16 protein-coding genes are annotated in these 20,783 nt (G+C 55.7%); 9 read left to right on the forward strand and 7 right to left on the reverse strand.

Translation table 11 applies throughout. The annotated features are described in order from the left end of the window. Nucleotides 1–53: 53 nt before the first annotated feature. Nucleotides 54–1,328: a 4-aminobutyrate--2-oxoglutarate transaminase gene (gabT, locus tag QPL94_RS02745; RefSeq protein WP_285355343.1), complete on the forward strand. Its 1,275-nt coding sequence runs from the start codon at nucleotides 54–56 to the stop codon at nucleotides 1,326–1,328. On the opposite strand, the gene QPL94_RS02750 is transcribed toward gabT, so the two are convergent. Further along, entirely contained in the window at nucleotides 1,325–2,065 is a 741-nt protein-coding gene (locus QPL94_RS02750) for a ParA family protein (protein ID WP_285355345.1), read from the reverse strand. The two genes, gabT and QPL94_RS02750, sit on opposite strands and share 4 nt — an antisense overlap. 258 nt (nucleotides 2,066–2,323) lie before the next feature. Here QPL94_RS02750 and QPL94_RS02755 point away from each other — a divergent pair, with 258 nt between their 5' ends. Then, nucleotides 2,324–3,091, forward strand: a complete 768-nt coding sequence (locus tag QPL94_RS02755) for a VC0807 family protein (protein ID WP_285355346.1) — start codon at nucleotides 2,324–2,326, stop codon at nucleotides 3,089–3,091. Between the two features lie 115 nt (nucleotides 3,092–3,206). Here the strand turns inward: QPL94_RS02755 and gyrB are convergent, their stop codons facing one another. The 5 genes from gyrB to dnaA form a co-directional block, all read right to left on the reverse strand. After that, the gene (gene gyrB / locus QPL94_RS02760) at nucleotides 3,207–5,621 is read right to left on the reverse strand and encodes a DNA topoisomerase (ATP-hydrolyzing) subunit B (protein WP_285355347.1); all 2,415 of its coding nucleotides are present in this window, start codon (nucleotides 5,619–5,621) and stop codon (nucleotides 3,207–3,209) included. Nucleotides 5,622–5,706: 85 nt separating this feature from the next. Beyond that, the gene (recF, locus tag QPL94_RS02765; RefSeq protein ID WP_285355348.1) at nucleotides 5,707–6,831 is read right to left on the reverse strand and encodes a DNA replication/repair protein RecF; all 1,125 of its coding nucleotides are present in this window, start codon (nucleotides 6,829–6,831) and stop codon (nucleotides 5,707–5,709) included. Between the two features lie 98 nt (nucleotides 6,832–6,929). Further along, nucleotides 6,930–8,201 (reverse strand): ABC1 kinase family protein, encoded by a 1,272-nt coding sequence (locus QPL94_RS02770; RefSeq protein ID WP_285355350.1) that lies wholly within the window; start codon nucleotides 8,199–8,201, stop codon nucleotides 6,930–6,932. Nucleotides 8,202–8,236: 35 nt separating this feature from the next. Further along, nucleotides 8,237–9,340: a DNA polymerase III subunit beta gene (gene dnaN, locus QPL94_RS02775; RefSeq protein ID WP_137436498.1), complete on the reverse strand. Its 1,104-nt coding sequence runs from the start codon at nucleotides 9,338–9,340 to the stop codon at nucleotides 8,237–8,239. Between the two features lie 57 nt (nucleotides 9,341–9,397). Next, complete coding sequence (dnaA, locus tag QPL94_RS02780; protein ID WP_137436497.1) at nucleotides 9,398–10,846, reverse strand: chromosomal replication initiator protein DnaA; 1,449 nt, start codon at nucleotides 10,844–10,846, stop codon at nucleotides 9,398–9,400. Nucleotides 10,847–11,488: 642 nt separating this feature from the next. On the opposite strand from dnaA, the gene rpmH reads away from it, so the two are divergent. The 7 genes from rpmH (at nucleotide 11,489) to QPL94_RS02815 (ending at nucleotide 18,756) form a co-directional block, all read left to right on the forward strand. Continuing rightward, nucleotides 11,489–11,623, forward strand: a complete 135-nt coding sequence (gene rpmH, locus QPL94_RS02785) for a 50S ribosomal protein L34 (protein WP_008172542.1) — start codon at nucleotides 11,489–11,491, stop codon at nucleotides 11,621–11,623. A gap of 15 nt (nucleotides 11,624–11,638) precedes the next feature. After that, nucleotides 11,639–11,995: a ribonuclease P protein component gene (gene rnpA, locus QPL94_RS02790; RefSeq protein ID WP_285355359.1), complete on the forward strand. Its 357-nt coding sequence runs from the start codon at nucleotides 11,639–11,641 to the stop codon at nucleotides 11,993–11,995. Further along, nucleotides 11,995–12,288 carry a membrane protein insertion efficiency factor YidD gene (gene yidD, locus QPL94_RS02795; protein WP_285355361.1) on the forward strand — a complete coding sequence of 98 codons (294 nt, stop codon included), beginning with the start codon at nucleotides 11,995–11,997 and terminating at the stop codon, nucleotides 12,286–12,288. Before rnpA ends, yidD begins: the two co-directional genes overlap by 1 nt. 4 nt (nucleotides 12,289–12,292) lie before the next feature. Next, a complete protein-coding gene (yidC, locus tag QPL94_RS02800) occupies nucleotides 12,293–14,005 on the forward strand; it encodes a membrane protein insertase YidC (protein WP_285355363.1) in 1,713 nt (570 codons plus the stop codon). 71 nt (nucleotides 14,006–14,076) lie between these two features. Further along, on the forward strand, nucleotides 14,077–15,447 hold the full coding sequence (gene mnmE, locus QPL94_RS02805; RefSeq protein ID WP_285355364.1) for a tRNA uridine-5-carboxymethylaminomethyl(34) synthesis GTPase MnmE: 1,371 nt from the start codon (nucleotides 14,077–14,079) through the stop codon (nucleotides 15,445–15,447). Nucleotides 15,448–15,525: 78 nt separating this feature from the next. Then, nucleotides 15,526–16,380 (forward strand): tetratricopeptide repeat protein, encoded by an 855-nt coding sequence (locus tag QPL94_RS02810; protein ID WP_285355366.1) that lies wholly within the window; start codon nucleotides 15,526–15,528, stop codon nucleotides 16,378–16,380. 24 nt (nucleotides 16,381–16,404) lie between these two features. Then, a complete protein-coding gene (locus tag QPL94_RS02815; RefSeq protein ID WP_285355367.1) occupies nucleotides 16,405–18,756 on the forward strand; it encodes a bifunctional diguanylate cyclase/phosphodiesterase in 2,352 nt (783 codons plus the stop codon). On the opposite strand, the gene QPL94_RS02820 is transcribed toward QPL94_RS02815, so the two are convergent. After that, complete coding sequence (locus tag QPL94_RS02820; protein ID WP_285355369.1) at nucleotides 18,746–20,566, reverse strand: acyl-CoA dehydrogenase C-terminal domain-containing protein; 1,821 nt, start codon at nucleotides 20,564–20,566, stop codon at nucleotides 18,746–18,748. The two genes, QPL94_RS02815 and QPL94_RS02820, sit on opposite strands and share 11 nt — an antisense overlap. Nucleotides 20,567–20,783 lie beyond the last annotated feature (217 nt).

Consider the following 20,783-nt stretch of genomic DNA (forward strand, 5'->3'; position numbering starts at 1 on the left):
GGCCGTCATTTCGTGTATGCTGACAGGACTAAACCGAATTCGAGGAGAGCAAAGTGACGAACAAAGAACTGCAGGCACTCAAAGAACGTTATGTCGCGGCCGGTGCAGCCAGCCCCAACGAGCAGTTTGCCGACCATGCGACCAATGCCGAGCTCTGGGATGCCGACGGCAAGCGAATGATCGACTTCGCCGGCGGCATCGGTGTACTGAACATCGGCCATCGTCACCCCAAAGTGGTTGAGGCAGTGAAAGGGCAGCTGGACAAGCTGATGCACACCTGCCAGACCGTGATGCCCTATGAGGGCTATGTCAGGCTCGCTGAGAAGCTGAGCGGCATTGCCCCGGTCCGTGGCCACGCCAAGGTCATGCTGGCCAACAGTGGTGCTGAGGCGCTCGAGAACGCCGTTAAAATCGCCCGTGCCGCTACGGGTCGCAGTAATGTGATCTGTTTTGATGGTGGTTACCACGGCCGCACCCTGTACACCATGGCCATGAACGGCAAGGCAGCGCCCTATCAGACAGACTTCGGCCCGATGCCGGGAACCGTCTTCCGCGCGCCTTATCCGGTGCCGTACCACGGTGTCAGTGAAGACGAAGCACTTCGCGGCCTCAAGATGACCATGAAAGCGGATTCTCCGGGCAAGGACACGGCTGCGATCATTATTGAGCCGGTGCTGGGCGAGGGCGGTTTCTACTCCGCACCGCCAAGCTTCCTGAAAGCCATTCGCGAGATCTGCGATGAGCACGGCATCCTTATGATTGTCGACGAAGTCCAGAGTGGCTTCGGACGTACCGGCAAAATGTTTGCCATTGAACACAGCGGTGTTGAGCCGGACATGATGACCATGGCCAAGAGCATGGCTGACGGCATGCCGATCTCCGCCATTGTGGGCACCGACAAGCACATGGATGCCTCCGGCCCCAACTCTCTGGGCGGTACCTACACCGGCAGCCCCAGTGCCTGTGCAGCCGCCCTGGCGGTACTGGAAGTGTTCGAGGAGGATGACATCCTGGGCAAGAGCCAGCGCCTGGGTGACACGCTGCGCAAGCGTTTTGACCAGTGGCAGGAGCAGTTCCCCCATGTGGACAACGTCCGCAACCTGGGCCCCATGGCTGCCATTGAGCTGGTGACAGACAAGACCAGCAAGGAGCCAAGAGCTGACTTTGCTGGTGCAGTGACCAAGAAATGCAAGGAAAACGGCCTGATTCTGCTCAGCTGCGGTATGTATGGCAATACCATCCGCTTCCTGATGCCGGTAACCATCGAGGACAACATTCTCGGGGAAGGCCTGGGCATCGTTGAGCAGGCGTTGAAAGAAATAGGCTAAAGCAGCTTACGGATTTCCTTCCAAAGCCGACGATAGGCGTCAGCGGCAGCCGAGGACCGGTCCATCAGTTCAACCGGCTGGCCGCTTTCGCCCATTTTCTCCACCACACTGGCATTGGGAATGATTGCGTTCATTCCGCCCTCCAAATGCTTCTTACGGTTGATGACCATTTCCCGGTGCAGGTTCTTGCGCCGGTCCACCATGGAGAAAAACGGATGCAAACGGCCGGGTTTGAGTTTCTTGTCCTTCGCGAAGGCCTGAAGCTGATGCCAGCTGTTCAGCGCAAGCCAGGTGGGCACGACCGGTACAAATACGCCATCGGCGGTCTTTAACACCTGCTCGGATAACCGCGACATGGACGGTGGACAGTCCAGCACCACCAGGCTGGTTTCCTCCGACAGCGGTGCCAGCCAGTTCTTCAGGGTATTGTTACTGTCATCCTTGTCCAGGCGGACATCCAGGTTGCGGAAACTGTTGTGGGCGGGAATAAAGTCCAGGTCAGGATAGGCGCTCTCGCGAATGAACTGGCCAATCGGGGTTTTTCCATCCATCAGTGCGGCCAGTTTCCGGCCCTTGATCTCGTCGGTACCGGCCAGGTACCAGCTTGCGGCCCCCTGGGGGTCCAGGTCCCATAACAGGGTACGGATACCGGCCTGACTGGCCAGGTAAGCAATGTTTACAGCCGCCGCGGTTTTACCGACGCCGCCTTTCAAGCTGTAAAAAGCAATGATCTTCATTCTCTCTCCTGAAGTCTATCCCTGAAGCCTCACAGTGCAACGGCTGTCAGCTTAACCGATCCCGTCAGAAAGCGTGTTGCAGTTACATGACAGGTCGTTATCAGCGACATAAAAGTTGCAACTCCTCGGCCTGACACTCTTGGCAGGCTGGTTCGACTGGCCTTCGGTTAGTGGTGGTTTCATCGTATACTGCCTGAAGACTTTTTCGGTATGCTGGATTCTTACCGGCATCATTCCTCCGAACCATCAGGCTGATCTATGAACTCCCCGGAAACCCCTTCTAAACCGACCCACAAACCCAGGCCCTGGGTAGACCTGCTTGTCAGCATCATCATTCCCTCTGTCATTCTTATGAAGTTGAGCGGGGATGAATACCTGGGAAGTGTCATGGCACTGGTGATCGGGCTGGCTTTCCCCCTGGGCTGGGGCCTGTTCGAGCTGGTGCGCTACCGCAAGTACAACTTTATCGCGGTGCTGGGCGTCATCAGTGTCGGCCTTACCGGCGGTATCGGGCTGATGGAACTGGATGCCGGCTGGCTGGCGATCAAGGAAGCCGCCGTTCCTGCGGTGATCGGTATTGCCGTACTTGTCTCCACCCGCACCAAATACCCGCTGGTGAAAACGCTGCTGTACAACCCCACCGTACTGGACGTCGAAAAGATTCAGGCAGTGCTGAAGGAGAGGGGAAGCGAGGCCGAGTTTGAAGCACGGTTGCTCAAGGCCAGCTACTTCTTCAGCCTGACGTTTCTGTTCTCGTCGATCATGAACTTCGTACTGGCCAAGTGGATAGTGACCAGCCCCTCCGGCACTCAGGCCTTCAATGAAGAACTGGGGCGTATGACGCTGGTGAGTTATCCGATGATTGCCATTCCGTCGATGATCATGATGATCGCCATTTTCTATTACTTATGGCGCTCCATTCGTCGGCTCACCGGCTACACCCTTGAAGAAGTCATGGCGCCGCATCTTGCGGCCCAGCATGACAGCAAATCCTCGGATTCGGCGTCCAGTCGTCAAGACCCGTAACAGATAACGTATGCTCTCCAACCTATTGATTACAATAAAAAAGGCGGCCACCTGGCCGCCTTTTTTATGACCCTGACCAAAGCTCAGGGTACCTTGATATCCTGGCTTCGTAGCATCAGATATCCAGATTGGTCACTTCCAGTGCGTTGTTCTGGATGAACAACCGTCGCGGCTCCACATCGTCGCCCATAAGGGTCGTGAAAATCTGGTCTGCGGCAATGGCATCCTCGATGGTCACCTTCATCATGCGACGTGTTTCCGGGTCCATGGTGGTCTCCCACAACTGCTCCGGGTTCATTTCGCCCAACCCCTTGTAGCGCTGGATGTTCAGGCCGCGCTGGGCTTCCTTCATCAACCACTCCAGGGCACCGGCGAAGGACAATACCGCCTGTTTGCGCTCGCCACGCTGGATATAGGCACCTTCTTCGATCAGGCCATCAAGCGTTTCGCCCATCCGCGCGATGGCGCCATAGGAGGAAGACTCGAAGAAGTCATGGCTGAAGACGTGGTTGTGGGGAATACCATGCACATAGATAACCACCTTCGGCAGGTAGAGATTCCGTTCGGAATCCTTTTCCACCGAGAAGGTGTACTTGGTGCCCGTGCGGGTATCCAGCTGCAGGCCATCGCCCAGGCGCGCGACCCAGCGGGCAACCGCTTCTTCGTTCTTCAGGTCTTCCGGCTTCAGGGTGACGTTATCCAGCATCTGCTGAAGCACTTTGGCAGGGTAAGCCCGGGACAGGCGATCAATCATCGCCATCACGGCCTGGTAATCCTTGACCATGGTTTCCAGTGCAGAATCCTTGAGCGCCGGTGCTTCCGGGTTCACATAAAGCTGGGCGCCTTCCAGTGCGGTCTGGGTCAGGTAGGCTTCCTTGGCCTTTTCATCCTTCAGATACTGCTCCTGCTTGCCCCGCTTGACCTTGTAAAGCGGCGGCATGGCAATAAATACGTGGCCACGCTCGATGATTTCCCGCATCTGGCGGAACAGGAAGGTGAGCAGCAACGTACGGATGTGAGAGCCATCCACGTCCGCATCGGTCATGATAATCAGGGAGTGATAGCGGAGTTTCTCCGGATTGAACTCTTCCCGGCCGATACCACAGCCCAGGGCGGTGATCAGTGTACCCACCTCGACGGACGACAGCATCTTGTCAAAACGTGCTTTCTCCACGTTCAGGATTTTGCCTTTGAGCGGCAGGATAGCCTGGGTTTTGCGGTCACGACCCTGCTTGGCACTGCCGCCGGCAGAGTCACCCTCCACAATGAACAGTTCGGAGAGAGCAGGGTCTTTTTCCTGACAGTCTGCCAGCTTGCCGGGCAGCCCCGCGATATCCAGGGCGCCCTTGCGACGGGTCATGTCCCGTGCCTTGCGTGCGGCTTCACGAGCACGGGCAGCGTCGATCATCTTGTTGACGATCAGCCTGGCTTCGTTAGGCTGCTCCTGCAGGTATTCTGCAAACGACTGGTATAGCTCCTGCTCGACGGCCGTTTTTACCTCGGAAGAGACCAGTTTGTCCTTGGTCTGTGAGGAAAACTTGGGGTCCGGCACCTTGACGCTGATAATCGCAGTCAGGCCTTCCCGGGCATCGTCACCGGAGGTGCTGACCTTTGCCTTCTTGCCCAGGCCTTCATGCTCGATGTAGTTATTCAGCGAACGGGTCAGGGCAGCACGGAAGCCCGCCAGGTGAGTACCACCGTCCCGCTGGGGGATATTGTTGGTGAACGTGTAGATGTTCTCCTGGAAGGCGTCGTTCCACTGCATGGCGACTTCAACAGCGATGCCGTCGTCGCGCTCCTTGATAAAGTGGAACACCCGGTTGATCGGAGTCTTGTTTGAGTTCAGGTGCTCAACAAACGCTCGCAGACCGCCCTCATATTCGAACACTTCCTCTTTACCGGAACGTTCATCCTGAAGGCGGATACGCACGCCACTGTTCAGAAACGCCAGTTCCCGCAAGCGCTTGGCCAGAATATCCCAATGGAATTCGATGCTGGTGAAGGTCTCAGGCGAGGGAATGAAGTGAACCTTGGTACCACTGGCATCGGTATCGCCCACCACACCCAGAGGTGCCTTCGGGACGCCGCCGTTGTAGACCTGCTCATACACCTTGCCGTCACGACGGATGGTGAGGGTAAGCGAAGAGGACAGGGCGTTTACCACGGAGACACCAACACCGTGGAGGCCGCCGGAGACCTTATAGCTGTTGTCGTCGAACTTACCGCCGGCATGGAGAACGGTCATGATGACTTCCGCGGCCGACACTCCCTCTTCCTCGTGAAGGTCAACAGGAATACCACGGCCGTTATCCTTCACCGTGACTGACTCGTCCGGATGAATGATCACTCCGATTTCAGAACAGTGCCCGGCCAGCGCTTCGTCAATGGAGTTATCCACCAACTCAAAGACCATGTGGTGCAGTCCGGTACCGTCATCGGTATCACCAATGTACATGCCGGGCCGTTTCCGCACCGCGTCCAGTCCTTTCAATACCTTGATACTGGAGGAATTGTAAATCGATTCGCTCATTAGGGCACTCCTGAAGGGTGATTTCCCGGGCTGAAACCATTGTCTCTGGTTCAGAGGAATGAAGATGGATCATCCGGGCCTTATTCTATTCTTCCGTCAATTTTCCATGTTCCACGTGGAACAATCGGTATTCCGGCATGGTGTTCTGCCATAGCTCTTCAGGTCGGGGCGACTCTATCGATGTCAGAAACACCTGACATCGTAATTCGTAGAGCTTCTGGGCAAGCATGGCCCGGTGCCCCACATCCAGTTCTGCATTGATGTCGTCCAGCAGAAATGTGACCTGTTTACCGAGATTGCTCAGTACCATGCCCTGAGCAATCTTCATCAATATGACCAGTGTCTTTTGTTGACCCCGGGAGAAGGTTTCTGACACCGGGCGACCCTGGAATCGCAACCGTATATCGGCACGATTGGGACCATACAACGTATGACCCATTTTCCGTTCCTGTTCGCGATGGGCCTTTAACACATCAAACAGGGATTGCGATGAATCCCAACCCGCATAAAAGTCGAGCTTAAGCCCATCTACCCACGGCGCGTCTATCTCGCCGAGCAAGCTATCAAAGGCCGTTGTGAACAGACGAAAGGTTTCTTTCCGTGCTTTTGTCAGACGCTCTGCCAACTCCGTGTACTGTGAGTCCCAGACCTTCATCAGAGCATCGTCTATTCTACCAGTTCTGAGGATTTGATTCCGCTGTGATGTGACTCTTTGACACTGCTGCCAGACCGACGCAAAGGAATGTTCCACGTGGAACACCGCCCAATCAAGAAACTGTCGTCGTTTGCCGGGCCCACCTGCCACAATATCGAATACACCTGGATCGATCACCGACACCGGAAGGTGCATTGCCAGCGATGAAAGATTCCTCACCGCCTCACCATCCACACGAAGCGTTGTCTCCTTCGCCAACACATCCCGGGAGATGCCTACGCGATGGCTGAGCTCGCCAGGCACCGAACGACCGCCATCAGCCATTCCCATATCCAGGCCACCGAAAACCGTGAGCTTCTGCTGACCATGACTGACCACCGCCTGGTGCCGGCCCACACGAAATGATCGCCCAAGACCAAGATAACCAATGGCCTCCAGCACACTGGTTTTTCCACTGCCGTTTTCGCCATACAGAAGATTGATCGAAGGAGAGAAGCTGGCCGGCGCGGGAGAGAGGTTGCGGAAATGTTCCGTTTGCAGTTTAACGAGCGCCATAAGTCACGATAAGTTATCAGCCTGGAGACGGAACAAAAAAGGCAGCGTGCCATTCGGCGACGCTGCCCCAGTGTACAAAACCTTGTTGACGAACGCGATTAATGCAACATCGTCAGCCGCTCGTCCATGAAGACGTCCATTTCCGGCGCCAGTATGTGAACGTAACGGTCGAAGTACAGGAACTGTTTCAGCAGCAAGGCGAATTCCCTTGGGAAATGCAGCCCGTGGCCTTCGCCGATACGCACCATATCCATCAGGATATTGTTGACGTCGTCTTCGGCCTGATCAGGCTGATACGGGACTTCGTCCGGCACCATCGTGTCCATTTGCTGGTAGAGGCGACGAAGGTCGTTAGCCAGTTCGCTGGCCTGAACCTTCTGATGGGTAATACCGATACGGATCATGGCGTCTGCCATGCCGTCAAAGTTTCCGACCATCACAGATGAAATAAAATCGCTGACCGCCTGCCAGGTATCCGGACGAATCCGGCCAACAATGCCGAAGTCGATAAAGCCGACCCTGCCGTCCTTCAATACCATCAGGTTGCCGGCATGGACATCGGCGTGAAAAAACTCACATTGGGTCAGGCTTGAGAACCAGGTATTCATGGCGGTGATCAGGGTTCGCTCCGGGTCACGCGCGTAACCGCGAATGCTTTCCAGATCAGTCAGCGGAACACCATGGAATCGCTCCATGGTGAGAACCCGTCGCGTGCTACAGCTTTCATACACCAGCGGAACAGTGGCGTCCTCGTTGTGGGTATTGAGCAGGAATTCCCGGAACACCTTGAGGTTATTGGCTTCCTTGATGAAGTCACACTCTTCCATCATGGTGCGCTGAATTTCCTCGACAATGCCGGACAACGACGTCCAGGACAGTTTTGGAGCCAGCGTTTCCAGAATCCTCGCGGACAGGTACAGGAAATTCAGATCCGTAAGCAGAATATTTTCCACACCGGGTTTCTGTACCTTGATCACCACGTCTTCGCCGGTAACCAGCTTTGCAGCGTGGACCTGCGCTATGGAAGCCGAGGCCAGCGCCACCGGATCAATATCGGAATACACCTCTTCAAGGGGACGCCCGAGTTCGTCCCTGATGATCTTTCTGATCACGCTGAACGGCAGATTAGGCGTGCGGTCCAGGCAATGCTGGAATTCCTCTACGTATTCCTTGGGAAAGAAAGTGGGGGAACTGGCAATGAACTGACCCAGTTTGATATAGGTCGCCCCCAGAGATTCAAACGTCTGCCTGAGTAACCGCGGAGCTGGCGGACGGTCGCCACGAACCCAATTCGCACCGGCTCGCCCGAGTACGGACATGGTCTGACCGATTCGAAAGGCACCCTTGAGACTGTTCGTCACCGTTCCCATGTTTTCTTCCTTCCTTATTCCGTAAACATTGTCTGCTAGAGCCGCATCGGCATCACAACGTAAAGGCAGCGGTTGTCATTCTGCGCTTCTATCAACGCGCTGCTGTTGGGGTTTGCCAGGGTAATCTTCACCTGGTCTTCCTCCAGCGCGTTCATAACATCCACCAGGTAGCCTACATTAAATCCGATCTGCAGTGATTCGCCCTGATACTCCACCGGCAATGCATCTTCGGCCTGTTCCTGATCCGGGTTGTTGGCGAACACCTGCAACTCATTGGGAGCAAGGTTCAGCCGCACACCGCGGATATTTTCATGGGAAAGAATCCCGGCGCGCTGCAGGGTATTCTTGAGTGTGGCCCGATCCGCCAATACGACCTTGTCGCCACCACGGGGAATGACCCGGTTGTAGTCGGGAAATTTGCCCTCGATCAGCTTGGAGGTAAACGTGTAGGAGCCGACCGTCGCTCGCAGATGGTTATCCCCGATCACCAGGGTAACCGGCGTTTCCACATCGTCCAGCAGTCGGGAGAGCTCCAGCACACCCTTACGGGGCACAATCACCTGCCTGGGTTCGGGGCACCCGGTAGGCAGGTCGAAATGCGCCATGGCAAGGCGATGGCCATCTGTCGCTACCGTGCGGACATGATCCTTGTCCACTTCCAGCAACAGGCCGTTGAGATAGTAACGGACATCCTGTTGCGCCATGGCAAAGGCCGTTGCATCAAACATACGGCTGAGTTCCTTCTGGGGGAGCTCAAGCCGGAAGCTTTCGGCTTCATCCTCGACATTGGGAAAATGCTCTGCAGGCAGCGTCGACAGGGTGAAATGACTGGCCCCACATCGCAGGTGCAGCCGGTCACCTTCCAGTGCCAGTTCGATGGGAGACTCCTCGCCCAGCGCTCGGCAGATGTCGGACAACTTCCGCGCCGGAACGGTAATACGCCCCGGCTGGTCCACATGCACCGGGGACACACGTCCCACCAGTTCCACTTCCATATTGGTTCCGGTAAGGGTCAGGGAATTGTCTTCCGCCACCAGCAACACGTTGGACAGTACCGGCATTGTCTGTTTTCGTTCCACCACACCAGCTATGGACTGCAGCGGGGTAAGCAGGGATTCTCGGCTGATCGTCAGTTTCATGGCACTCAGCATTCTTTTATTGGAAGGTGAATGTTTATTGGTTGTTCACAGAACCGGTCAGGTTGTAAGCAACCGCATAAAGTTCTGATAATCCTCGCGGATACCGGGATCTGTCTCCTGGAGTTCCACAATCTTCTTGCAGGCGTGCAGCACCGTAGTGTGATCACGGCCACCAAACGCATCACCTATTTCCGGCAGACTGTGATTGGTGAGCTCTTTGGAAAGAGACATGGCAACCTGCCGTGGGCGGGTGATCGTACGAGTGCGTCGTTTCGACAACAGATCGGACACCTTGATCTTGTAGTACTCTGCCACCGTGCGTTGAATATTATCGATACTCACCTGTTTTTCGTGCAGCGCCAGCAAGTCCTTGAGGCTCTCACGAATAAACGGCGGGGTGATTTCCGAACCAGTGAAGTGAGCATTCGCTATCACCAAACGTAGCGCCCCCTCTAGCTCCCGAACATTTGACCGGATCTTCTGGGCAATAAAGAAGGCCGCTTCGCTACTGAGTTTCACGTTTACCTGCTCAGCCTTTTTCATCAGTATCGCAACCCGGGTTTCCAGTTCCGGCGGCTCGACCATTACCGTCAGGCCCCAGCCAAATCGGGACTTGAGCCGCTCTTCCATATCCACGATTTCTTTCGGAAAACGGTCACAGGTAACGATGACTTGCTGCCCGCCTTCAAGCAACGCATTAAAGGTATGGAAAAATTCTTCCTGGGAACGCTCCTTGCGGGCAAAAAACTGGATATCATCAATCAGCAGGGCATCCACAGACCGGTAATACCGCTTGAACTCATTGATCGCGTTAAGCTGCAGCGCCTTGACCATATCCGCCACAAACCGCTCCGATCGCAGATACGCTACCTTTGCCCTGGGATTGCGGCGCACGATATCGTTGCCAATGGCATGCATCAGGTGGGTTTTACCGAGGCCCACGCCACCATAGAGAAACAACGGGTTATAGGCGCCACCGGGATTTTCCGCAACCTGCATAGATGCCGCCCTGGCCAGCTGGTTGGATTTGCCCTCCACGAAGGTATCAAAGGTAAAACCTTCATTGAGAAAGCTCTGGTGCTTGATATCCCCTTCCACCTGCACCGAGCGGCGATTATCCCCGCTTTTTAGCTTTGCAGACCGAGGGTTTGCCGTGGCCGCAATGCCCCTTTCCTCTTCCGTCACCGTACTGGAGCCTTCCTGTTCGGACGCCGCCCCGCTAGCCGCTGTTTCCGAACGAACCACCAGGTCCGCCATTTTAGGTGCCGAACCCACTTTCATATTCACCAGCGGAGCCTGGCCACCGTGCAGATCTTTCAATACTTCTTCAATTCGTCTGAGGTATTTCTCGTTAACCCAGTCCATCACGAAGCGGTTTGGCGCAAACAGCATCAACTGGCCCTCGCGGTGATCAGACTGCAAGGGCCTGAGCCAGGTGTTGAATTGCTGAGCGGGAAACTCGTCCCGGAGTACTTCCAGACACTGATGCCAGATATTATTCGGCACGACAGCATTGCCTCCGATGCCTCAGAAATTACTCGTAACGGATCTCCAGGACCCGATGAGAGAGATGACCAAGGATTCTAACCTGAGCCCCCCTCAAGTGAAAGGGTCAAAACAATTTAATAAACAGCCTGTGGAAATTTAAATTGTTTATTTTCAATTTTTTACAGACTTACCTACAGGCTTGTGTACAGAAAACAATGCACCGAAAGTTACCCACAGCCCTTTGTTGGCAAACCGGCCCCAACCCTGTGCACAACCCCCAATCAGACAGTGGATAACTCACCCGTATGACAGGCACCGATCTTACCCACATTTCCTGCCAGGCTTATCCACAGGGCTCAGTGGTACTTGTCAACCGTCTTATGAATCGCCCAATTGACTATTACCCCTACCATTTCCAGCCTTGTCCACAGAAAACAGCTTGTGTAATAACAGTAATAATAATCCTTAAAGAGATTAAAAAAGACCTACTGAATCTATTACACGACCGCCCCGCTCGATCCCAATCCGGATAAGCAAATGGCGCATTCGATAAGCATTGAATTCCTCTCCCACATTGCATAGAATGCCGCTCCTGTTTTGGCTGATCATTTTCCAGTCAATCATTGAATTTCCAATACCCCGTAATGTGAGATCGACACCATGAAAAGAACGTTTCAACCAAGCGTACTGAAGCGTAAGCGCGTTCACGGTTTCCGTGCCCGCATGGCGACTGCCAACGGCCGCAAGGTTATCTCCCGCCGCCGTGCAAAGGGCCGTGCCCGTCTGTCTGCGTAAGACATTGACCGCCTGATGAAGGCTTTGACCTTTCCAAAATCGTCCCGGCTGCTCAAACCAGGTGATTACGGCAAAGTCTTCGATGACGTTCAAATCAGGGTTCCGCATCGGAATTTTCTGATCCTGGCGACACCCAATACTCTGGGACACGCCAGGATCGGTCTGGTGTTTTCAAAGAAGAATCTTAAACTCGCTGTGCAGCGCAATCGCGTCAAGCGCCGGGTTCGGGAAACCTTCAGGCACCAGACTGACTACCCTGCGATGGACATCGTGGTACTGGGGCGGCGAGGGCTGGCAGAGCTTGATAACGCAACGCTCAATGCTACCCTGACGGAGCTCTGGTCGCGTCTCAGAAGAAAAGGAACGGGTTAATGCGCAAACTGTTGCTCCTGCCCATCCGAGTCTACCAGTACGCAATCAGCCCGATGATGGCCAGCCACTGCCGTCACTATCCAACCTGTTCGCAATATGCTGTCGAAGCCATAACCGCCCATGGCGCTGTTAAAGGCCTTTTTCTTGCCGTGAAACGCCTTCTGAGGTGTCATCCGTGGGCAAAAGGCGGGTATGATCCCGTTCCGGGCACTGAAGTCTGCAGCGAGGTAATGCCTACCACCTGCTGCGGGCCGGCCAGCCAAACCCATAACACTAACCAGACCAAACAGTAAGTTTATGGATATTCAACGCGTTGTATTATTTGCCGGCCTTGCCATTGTCAGTTATATGATGGTGCTTGCCTGGAACGAAGACTATAACCAGCCGCAAACAGAGCAGGTTGCCGAACAGACCAGTGCCGGCACCCCATCCGGTGATGGCGATGACATGACACTGCCGGCAGAAGCGGCAAGCGGGTCTGACGTCTCCGATGAAGAGTTCACCACACCGGAAGGTGAGAGCCAGGCTATTGGAGCGACCGACAATGGTTCGGTTGATGTCAGTGACCAACTGATTACGGTTCGCACCGACGTCTATGAACTGAAAATAGACCGGGTAGGCGGTAACCTGATCGAGAGTTCCCTGCTCCAGTATGATCGTTCTCTGGATAGTAAAGAGTCCCTGCGGATCCTGACCAATACCAATAGACGCACCTACATCATGGAAAGCGGTCTCATTGGCCGCGATGGCATCGACAGCAAACGTAACGGTGGTGCACCGGTCTACGATGTCTCTGCAACCGAATACCAGCTCCAGGATGGCGAAGACTCGCTGACGGTAGATCTGACCTACTCCACCGATAACAATGTGGAAATTACCAAACAGTACCGGTTTGCCCGTGACAGCTATGAGATCGATGTACGCTATCTGATCAATAACCAGTCAGACGATGTCTGGAAAGCCAACATGACCGGCAAGATCGTCAGGGATCAGGCTCCGGATCCGACAGCACAGAACAGCCTGGGTATCAGGGCGTTTCTGGGTATGGTTGTCAGCACCCCGGAAGACCCCTATGAGAAGTACGATTTTGATGATCTGACAGAAGAACCGGTTAATCAGTCAGTCACCAATGGCTGGCTGGCATTCCTCCAGCACTACTTTCTGGCCGCCTGGATACCGGAACGGGATCAACCCGCACAGTTCCAGTCCACGCAACGCGGGCAACTTCATGTAATGGGGTTTGTCTATCCCGCCACACAGGTCGGGCCCGGAGAAACCGCGGAGGTATCTGCCCGCGCCTATGTCGGACCCAAGATCATTGAACGACTGGAGAACGTGGCTCCGAACCTGGACCGCACGGTCGATTTCGGTTTCCTGTTCTTCATCGCATTACCACTGTTCATCATTCTTGACTGGTTCTATGGCCTGGTGGGCAACTGGGGTGTAGCGATCATACTGCTGACGGTTCTGGTCAAGGCGGTGTTCTTCAAGCTCTCGGCCACCAGCTATCGCTCGATGGCAAGAATGCGGGCAGTCGCCCCGCAGCTGACCCGATTGAAAGAACTCTACGGTGACGACCGGCAACGGATGTCCCAGGAAATGATGGCTCTGTACAAACGGGAAAAGATAAATCCCCTTGGCGGCTGCCTGCCGATACTGGTACAGATGCCGGTGTTCATTTCCCTGTACTGGGTTCTGTTCGAGAGCGTGCAACTGCGCCACGCGCCCTTTATGCTGTGGATTCACGATCTGTCAGTGATGGACCCCTACTTCATCCTGCCGATCCTGATGGGTGCCAGCATGATGCTGCAGATGAGCCTGAACCCGACACCGCCGGACCCGATGCAGGCCAAGATCATGAAGATGATGCCGCTGGTGTTTACGGTCTTCTTCCTCTGGTTCCCGGCAGGTCTGGTACTGTACTGGCTGGTTAACAACATCCTGTCCATCAGCCAGCAGTGGTACATTACCCGCAAGATTGAAGCGGAAATGGCCACCAAGAAGAGCTGATCAGGCGCAATCCAGACCAGTAATCACAGAGGCTCCTTCAAGGGGCCTCTGTTGTTTCAGGGGACAACAAGATGTTCAATGCCACCGATACCATTGCCGCCATTGCTACTGCGCCGGGCCAGTCCGGTGTGGGAATTGTGCGTGTGTCCGGTCCGGAGGCAGCGGCCATTGCCCGCCGAATGCTGGGCTTCAAACCGAAGCCCCGCTATGCCCACTACGGGCCGTTCCTGGATTCCGATGGTGAGTTGATTGATGAGGGTATAGGGCTGTTTTTCCCCAACCCGCATTCGTTTACCGGCGAGGATGTGTTTGAGCTCCAGGGACACGGCGGTACCGTTATCCTGGACCTGCTATTGAGAACCGTCTGTGAACTGGGTGCCCGCCTGGCCCGGCCCGGTGAGTTTTCCGAAAGGGCCTTCCTCAATGACAAACTCGACCTGACTCAGGCAGAAGCCATCGCCGACCTGATCGAAAGCAGTTCCGAACAGGCGGCGCGCTGCGCTGTCCGGTCATTACAGGGCGTGTTTTCCCGTCGCATCGACGCCCTGGTGGAAGCGGTTACCCACCTCCGTATCTACGTTGAAGCCGCCATTGATTTTCCCGAAGAAGAAATCGATTTCCTGGCCGATGGCAAGGTCGCCAAGGATCTGCAGACGATTATTCAGGATTTACAGGTTATTCTGGCGGAAGCCCAGCAAGGCACTATTCTCAGGGATGGCATGAAAGTGGTGATTGCCGGCCGCCCCAACGCCGGTAAATCCAGCCTGCTTAATGCCCTGGCAGGGCGAGAAGCGGCCATTGTTACGGCGGTGGAAGGCACAACCCGGGATGTTCTGCGGGAACACATTCATATCGATGGCATGCCCCTGCACATTATTGATACCGCTGGCCTGCGGGACAGCCCTGATGAAGTGGAACAGATCGGTATTGCCCGGGCCTGGGAAGAAATCCGTCAGGCCGACCGCATACTGCTGATGGTGGACGCCACCACCACACCGGAAACCGAACCTCACCGGTTATGGCCAGACTTCATTGACCAGCTGCCACAGAGTGCTCCCCTGACAGTGATCCGGAACAAGGTGGATCTGACAGGTGAACCTGTCGGTTTTGAGCAGCCAGATGCGGAGGCGGCACCCGTCATCCGCATCGCCGCCCGATCCGCCGATGGGCTTGAGGTTTTGCGGGACCACCTGAAGCAGTGTATGGGGTTTGCCAGTACCACAGAGGGGGGCTTTATTGCCCGGCGCCGTCATCTGGATGCGTTGGAACGGGCACAGGACTTCATGCGCCAGGGCGAAGCGCAGTTGCAGGGCTTCGGCGCCGGCGAGCTGCTGGCAGAGGACCTGCGGGCCGCCCAGGATGCCCTGGGTGAAATTACCGGTGCGATGACACCGGATGAGTTGCTTGGTAAGATCTTCAGTAGCTTTTGTATAGGTAAATAAGCACAGGGAAACCTTTGAGTCAGTGCTCCTCCACATGAGACTGGACGCTCCATTGCCGAAAACGGCTAAAAGGTTTCAATGCATCGTTGGTATATTTCTGTTCTGACCCTATTGATCCTGTCGGGATGCGCTGGCTTCGATAGCGAACGTTTGTTCGAAGCCTGGCCGGATGATCAGACCCGGGCTGAGGAACCGGTAGAGACGATCGTTACCCAACCTGACGAAGAGCCCTACGAGCAGCAGCGTCAGGCACTGTTTGCCCAGCCCTATATCGACCCGCTTACGGACTACCTGAAAGCGCATGGTGATAACGCCGATCATGAACCAGTGATCACGCAAATCCGGCATGAACGGGATCGCCGCTGCCAGGTTATTGCCGAAGATTATGCCGGTGAACCAGCGACGGAACAGATACTTTCCCGCTATCGTGCCGGATATAACTATTCCTGCCCGGCCGACGTGAACGCGTTTGCCCAGCGGGTAAAGCAGAATCAGCAAAACGAACCACCGCCAGCGGTCGTTGTTGCCGATGACAACGAAGAAAGCGCCAGGCCCGACCCCCAGCCCGAAAAAGTGCGCGAACAGTCACTCAGTGACTGTTACCTGCTGACCACCATTCGCAACTTCAGTGCTGCGAAGGTAGCCTGCCGCGAATTTGCCGAGAACGGAGATCCACGCTCCCAGGCCAATATGGCAATGATTGCCCACGCCTTTGAAGATTACGCCAGTGCCCTGGAATGGGCGCAGAAAGCGGCCCCTGTCTCGGGCCCGGCATCCTATCTTCTGGGCCAGATGTATGCGTCCGGCCGTGGAGTCGAGCAAAATCCGGAGCAGGCCGTATACTGGTATGACAAGGCAGCTGACCTGGGGCATAAGGACGCCCGCCTAGCGCTTGAGCGTTACCGGGAACAAAAACCCGCCGACGGTACCTGATTCTCCGCCGAAGGATATCTTTTCATGCCGGGAACGTTTCCCCGCCGCCCGTCTTACTGGAAAAACCCGTCTTCCCGACAGTCGGTCATGTGGTTATTGGGCCTGTTGATACTGGTCTTTGTGGCCGGCATGATGCTGCTGTCCCGCCTGAACCTCAATTACTCCCAGGAAGCGCTGTCCGAGCTCCGGCGTCAGCAGATTCATGAAGTTGTCAGTGCCGGTCTGATGCGCATCAACGCACGTCAGTCAGCACTGGCCGGTTATACAACGACCCTGGCAAATGTTGGAGAGAGCTTTCATTCACTGGCGCAGAGCGATCTGTCCGAGACTGACCGTTCCATTCTCCGCGCCCGTCTGGAAAACGCCCTCAGAGACCATTTGCAGGATTTTGAGGGGGCTGCCGGCGGCGGCTTGTGGTTTGAACCCGGTGTCTTTTCCGGCCCCGACGAGGGTTATATGCCGTACTTTATCCGGGACGCTGATGACCCGGCGCTGAAGCGGCTGGCTATGGAAAGCCGGCTCCGGAACTACCGTAATGCAGCCTGGTTCAGTCGCACCCTCGGGTCAGAATGGACACCGACCCCGGACAACACGGGTGAAGTCTACTGGTCCCCGATCTATTACGATCTCAACACCGAACGCGCAGTACTGACCCTGGCAAGCCCGATGTACGACCAGCGGAGCAATCTGCTGGGTTTGGCAACAACGGCCTGGACAGCGGAACAGATCATAGAGGTTGTCAGTCGCATCACCGTCACCGAACACAGCTTTACTTTCCTCAACGACAGGAACAACCGCAATCTGTCGAGCCTCAGCAAAGGTGAGGATACCCGGGAGGAGCAGGCTTTGATTGATGCCATTCTTGCGCTTGAACTGGCAGGCGATACCGATTCCGATTCCGGAGCCAGAGTCCTTACCACCCGCAAGCTCACGGTCGGTGATGATGCCTACGAGCTGTATTACGCAGCCACGGCCGGTGGCATGGTCTACGGCGCCGGCGTGCCAGTGGATGAGATCAATGCCGTACTGCGGCCCATGGAGCGGACCAACCAGCGTATTCTCGTAGGTACGGTTTCAGCGATGCTGCTTCTGAGCCTGTACCTGCTGTACCGGATTATCCAGCTGATCCGGGAATTGCAGGCTTCCTACACCGACGAACTCACCGGATTGCCCAATCGGGTACGCCTGTTACGGGATTTGCAGACCCGCGGTGGTGCCTCACTGTTGATCATCAATCTGGACCGTTTTAACGAAATCAACAGCCTGTTCGGTAATGTCTGTGGTGACCATGTATTGCTGGCAATTGCCACGCGTTTGACGGCCTTCAATCATGAGCAGGCACGGGATGTGTTGCGGGTTTACCGGCTACCGGGTGACGAGTTCGCCATTCTCGCCCCGTTGCTTGAAGAGCATGCCATCCACGAGTTGGCCGGGCAACTACGCCACCTGGTTAATGGAGAGCGGATATATTGGCAGCAACAGCCACTGACCCTGGACGTCACGATCGGAATGGCCGTCAGAAGAAACCGGAAGAGTGGGGATGCCGCCGACCAACTGGTCAGTCAGGCCAAGGTGGCGGTGCTGCAGGCGCGGGAGCAGAACCGTCATCATCTGTTATACGACCCGTCAGTGGGTATTGAAGAGAATTATGAGGCCAACCTCTACTGGGCCAACCGGCTGAAAGCGGCTATTGACGATGACCGCCTGGTGCCCTGGTTCCAGCCAATTCACGACAATCAGCAGCAGCGCGTCACCAAATACGAATGTCTGGTGCGGATGATAGAGCCGGACGGACGTGTGATCAGTGCTGGCCAGTTCGTGAAAATTGCCGACCGTTTGCGTCTGAATCGCAGAATCACGGTGTTAATGATCGAGAAGTGTTTCGCGTGTTTTTGCCATCGGGATGAGGAGTTTTCCATCAATCTCTCGTACGGCGACATTGCCGATCCGGAAACTGTGAGCCGGATACTGGAGGCACTGGATCGTTACGGTATCGGTAACCGGGTGATATTCGAGATTCTGGAATCCGACGGTATTACCAATTACGATGAAATCCGTCACTTTATTGAACAGGTAAAGCCCTTCGGATGTCACATTGCCATTGACGATTTTGGCACCGGCTACTCCAATTTTGCCCATCTGCTGAGCCTGAATGTCGACTACATAAAAATCGATGGCAGCCTGATCCGCAACCTTCATGAGGATCACACCGCGTTTCTTGTGACCAGCGGCATTGTCCAGTTTGCCCGCAGCCTCAACATCCGCACGGTGGCTGAATTTGTCCACAATGGGGCCGTTCAGGAGCGGGTATGCGATTTGGGCATCGACTTTTCTCAGGGAGATTATTTCGGCATGCCCAAAACGTTTAGCCGATAAAGCTCATATCCTCCGCAACCAGCTGCATCAGGTTCCTGCTTGGGCTGAGCATACTGGTGGCATGGGCCTGGGCTCTGGGTAACAGGCGCTCATAGTAGAATTCCGCCGTCGCAAGCTTGGCGCGATAGAACTCTTCCGAGTCGGCCCCGCCCTTGTCGAGTTTGTCGGAGGCGACGGCAGCCATGCGAGCCCACATGTAAGCCATGGTGACGTAACCACTGTACATCAGGAAGTCATTGGCGGCCGAGCTCACCATGTCGCGATCCTTGCGGGCGGCCAGCATCAGGCGAACCGTCAACAGATTCCACTGAGCCGTCAGTTTGAGCAACTCTACGGCGAAAGGGCGCACCCGTTTGTCGGTCAGGTTCTTGCGGGCAAAGTTGGCCACCCGGAGGGTGAACTCCCTGACAGCCCCGCCCTGTGTCATCAGCAATACCTTGCGCCCCAACAGGTCCAGTGCCTGGATACCGGTGGTGCCCTCATAAAGTGTGGCAATGCGGGTATCCCGGACAATCTGCTCCATACCGTGTTCACGGATGTAACCATGGCCGCCGAAAACCTGTACGCCCAGGTTGGCGGCTTCATTACCCAGTTCGGTCAGGAAACCTTTCAGTATCGGTGTCAGGAAGCCCAGCTTATCGTCGTAGGCGTCGGCCTTTTTGGCATCGCCGGTGGTGTGGCCTTCCACCATATGGTCCGCCAGGCGGGCCGCGTAATACAGCATTGCCCGGCCTCCTTCGGCAACGGCTTTCTGGGTCAGCAACATACGGCGAACGTCGGCGTGGTGAATCAGTGCGTCTGCTGCCTGGTCCGATTCTTTCTTACCCGACAGCGCCCGCATGGAGCGACGCTCTTTGGCGTAGTCCAGAGCCCACTGGTAAGACAGCTCCGCAGGCCCCACACCCTGGATGGCGGTACCGATACGGGCGGTGTTCATAAAGGTGAACATGCAGTTCAGGCCTTCGTTCTCCGGCCCGATCAGAAAGCCGGTGGCGTCGTCGAAATTCAGTACACAGGTAGCCGAGGCCTTGATGCCCATTTTCTTTTCCAGGCTGCCGCAGGTCACACCGTTGCGTTCACCAACGCCACCGTTACCGTCGGGCAGGAATTTGGGCACGATAAACAGGCTGATACCCCGGGTGCCCTTGGGGGCATCGGGCAAACGGGCGAGCACAATATGGACAATGTTCTCGGTCAGGTCGTGATCCCCGGAGGAGATGAAAATCTTGGTGCCGGAGAGCTTGTAGCTACCGTCTGCCTGAGGCTCTGCTTTGGCCTTGACCTGTCCCAGGTCGGTACCACACTGGGGTTCCGTGAGGCACATGGTGCCACCCCAGCGGCCTTCGGTGAGCGGTGTCAGGTAGGCCTGTTTCTGTTCTTCACTGCCGTGCAGGAAGATAGTGTTCATGGCGCCCATGGACAGGCCAGGGTACATGGAGAAAGGCCAGTTGGCGGTTCCCATCATTTCCTGTTTCAGCAGCCCCATGGAAGCCGGGAGACCCTGACCTCCGTATTCCTCCGGTGCTGAGAGACCCTGCCACCCGCCCATGCCGTATTGCTGATAGGCCTCGGGATAGCCTTTCGGGGTGGTAACTTCACCATTTTCCAGCTTACAGCCTTCTTCGTCACCGCTCTGGTAGAGTGGGCTCAGCACCTCTTCACAAAACCGGCCGCACTCGTTGAGTATGGCGTCAACGATATCGGGGGTGGCGTTTTCGCCACTCTGGAGCCGGGTATAGTGTCCGGGGTAGTCGAACACCTCGTTGAGCAGAAATTTCATGTCGCGCAGGGGCGCCTTGTAAACCGGCATGGCAATACCTCTGTGGTTCTGTTTGCAGCGTTGGCGAAGGCCGGCAGCCTTCCGTTGCCTTATGTTTTACGGCATTGCCGGCAACCTGCCATTGACGGAAATCGCTATTGCCGGTGTCAGAATGGACAATTGGCTGAAATGACGGAGCGGGTCAGGACGGGTTCGGTAATGATCGATAACGGTGCGGCTGGCGTATTTGTGGAGCCCGTAACCGATT

The sequence above is a fragment of the Marinobacter sp. SS13-12 genome, assembly GCF_030227115.1.
Classification (GTDB): Bacteria; Pseudomonadota; Gammaproteobacteria; order Pseudomonadales; family Oleiphilaceae; genus Marinobacter.

Coding starts and splice junctions, on each gene's coding strand:
- QPL94_RS02750 (WP_285355345.1), bottom strand. CDS start 2,065: ATGAAGATCATTGCTTTTTACAGCTTGAAAGGCGGCGTCGGTAAAACC.
- QPL94_RS02755 (WP_285355346.1), top strand. CDS start 2,324: ATGAACTCCCCGGAAACCCCTTCTAAACCGACCCACAAACCCAGGCCC.
- gyrB (WP_285355347.1), bottom strand. CDS start 5,621: ATGAGCGAATCGATTTACAATTCCTCCAGTATCAAGGTATTGAAAGGA.
- recF (WP_285355348.1), bottom strand. CDS start 6,831: ATGGCGCTCGTTAAACTGCAAACGGAACATTTCCGCAACCTCTCTCCC.
- QPL94_RS02770 (WP_285355350.1), bottom strand. CDS start 8,201: ATGGGAACGGTGACGAACAGTCTCAAGGGTGCCTTTCGAATCGGTCAG.
- dnaN (WP_137436498.1), bottom strand. CDS start 9,340: ATGAAACTGACGATCAGCCGAGAATCCCTGCTTACCCCGCTGCAGTCC.
- rpmH (WP_008172542.1), top strand. CDS start 11,489: ATGAAAAGAACGTTTCAACCAAGCGTACTGAAGCGTAAGCGCGTTCAC.
- rnpA (WP_285355359.1), top strand. CDS start 11,639: ATGAAGGCTTTGACCTTTCCAAAATCGTCCCGGCTGCTCAAACCAGGT.
- yidD (WP_285355361.1), top strand. CDS start 11,995: ATGCGCAAACTGTTGCTCCTGCCCATCCGAGTCTACCAGTACGCAATC.
- yidC (WP_285355363.1), top strand. CDS start 12,293: ATGGATATTCAACGCGTTGTATTATTTGCCGGCCTTGCCATTGTCAGT.
- mnmE (WP_285355364.1), top strand. CDS start 14,077: ATGTTCAATGCCACCGATACCATTGCCGCCATTGCTACTGCGCCGGGC.
- QPL94_RS02810 (WP_285355366.1), top strand. CDS start 15,526: ATGCATCGTTGGTATATTTCTGTTCTGACCCTATTGATCCTGTCGGGA.
- QPL94_RS02815 (WP_285355367.1), top strand. CDS start 16,405: ATGCCGGGAACGTTTCCCCGCCGCCCGTCTTACTGGAAAAACCCGTCT.
- QPL94_RS02820 (WP_285355369.1), bottom strand. CDS start 20,566: ATGCCGGTTTACAAGGCGCCCCTGCGCGACATGAAATTTCTGCTCAAC.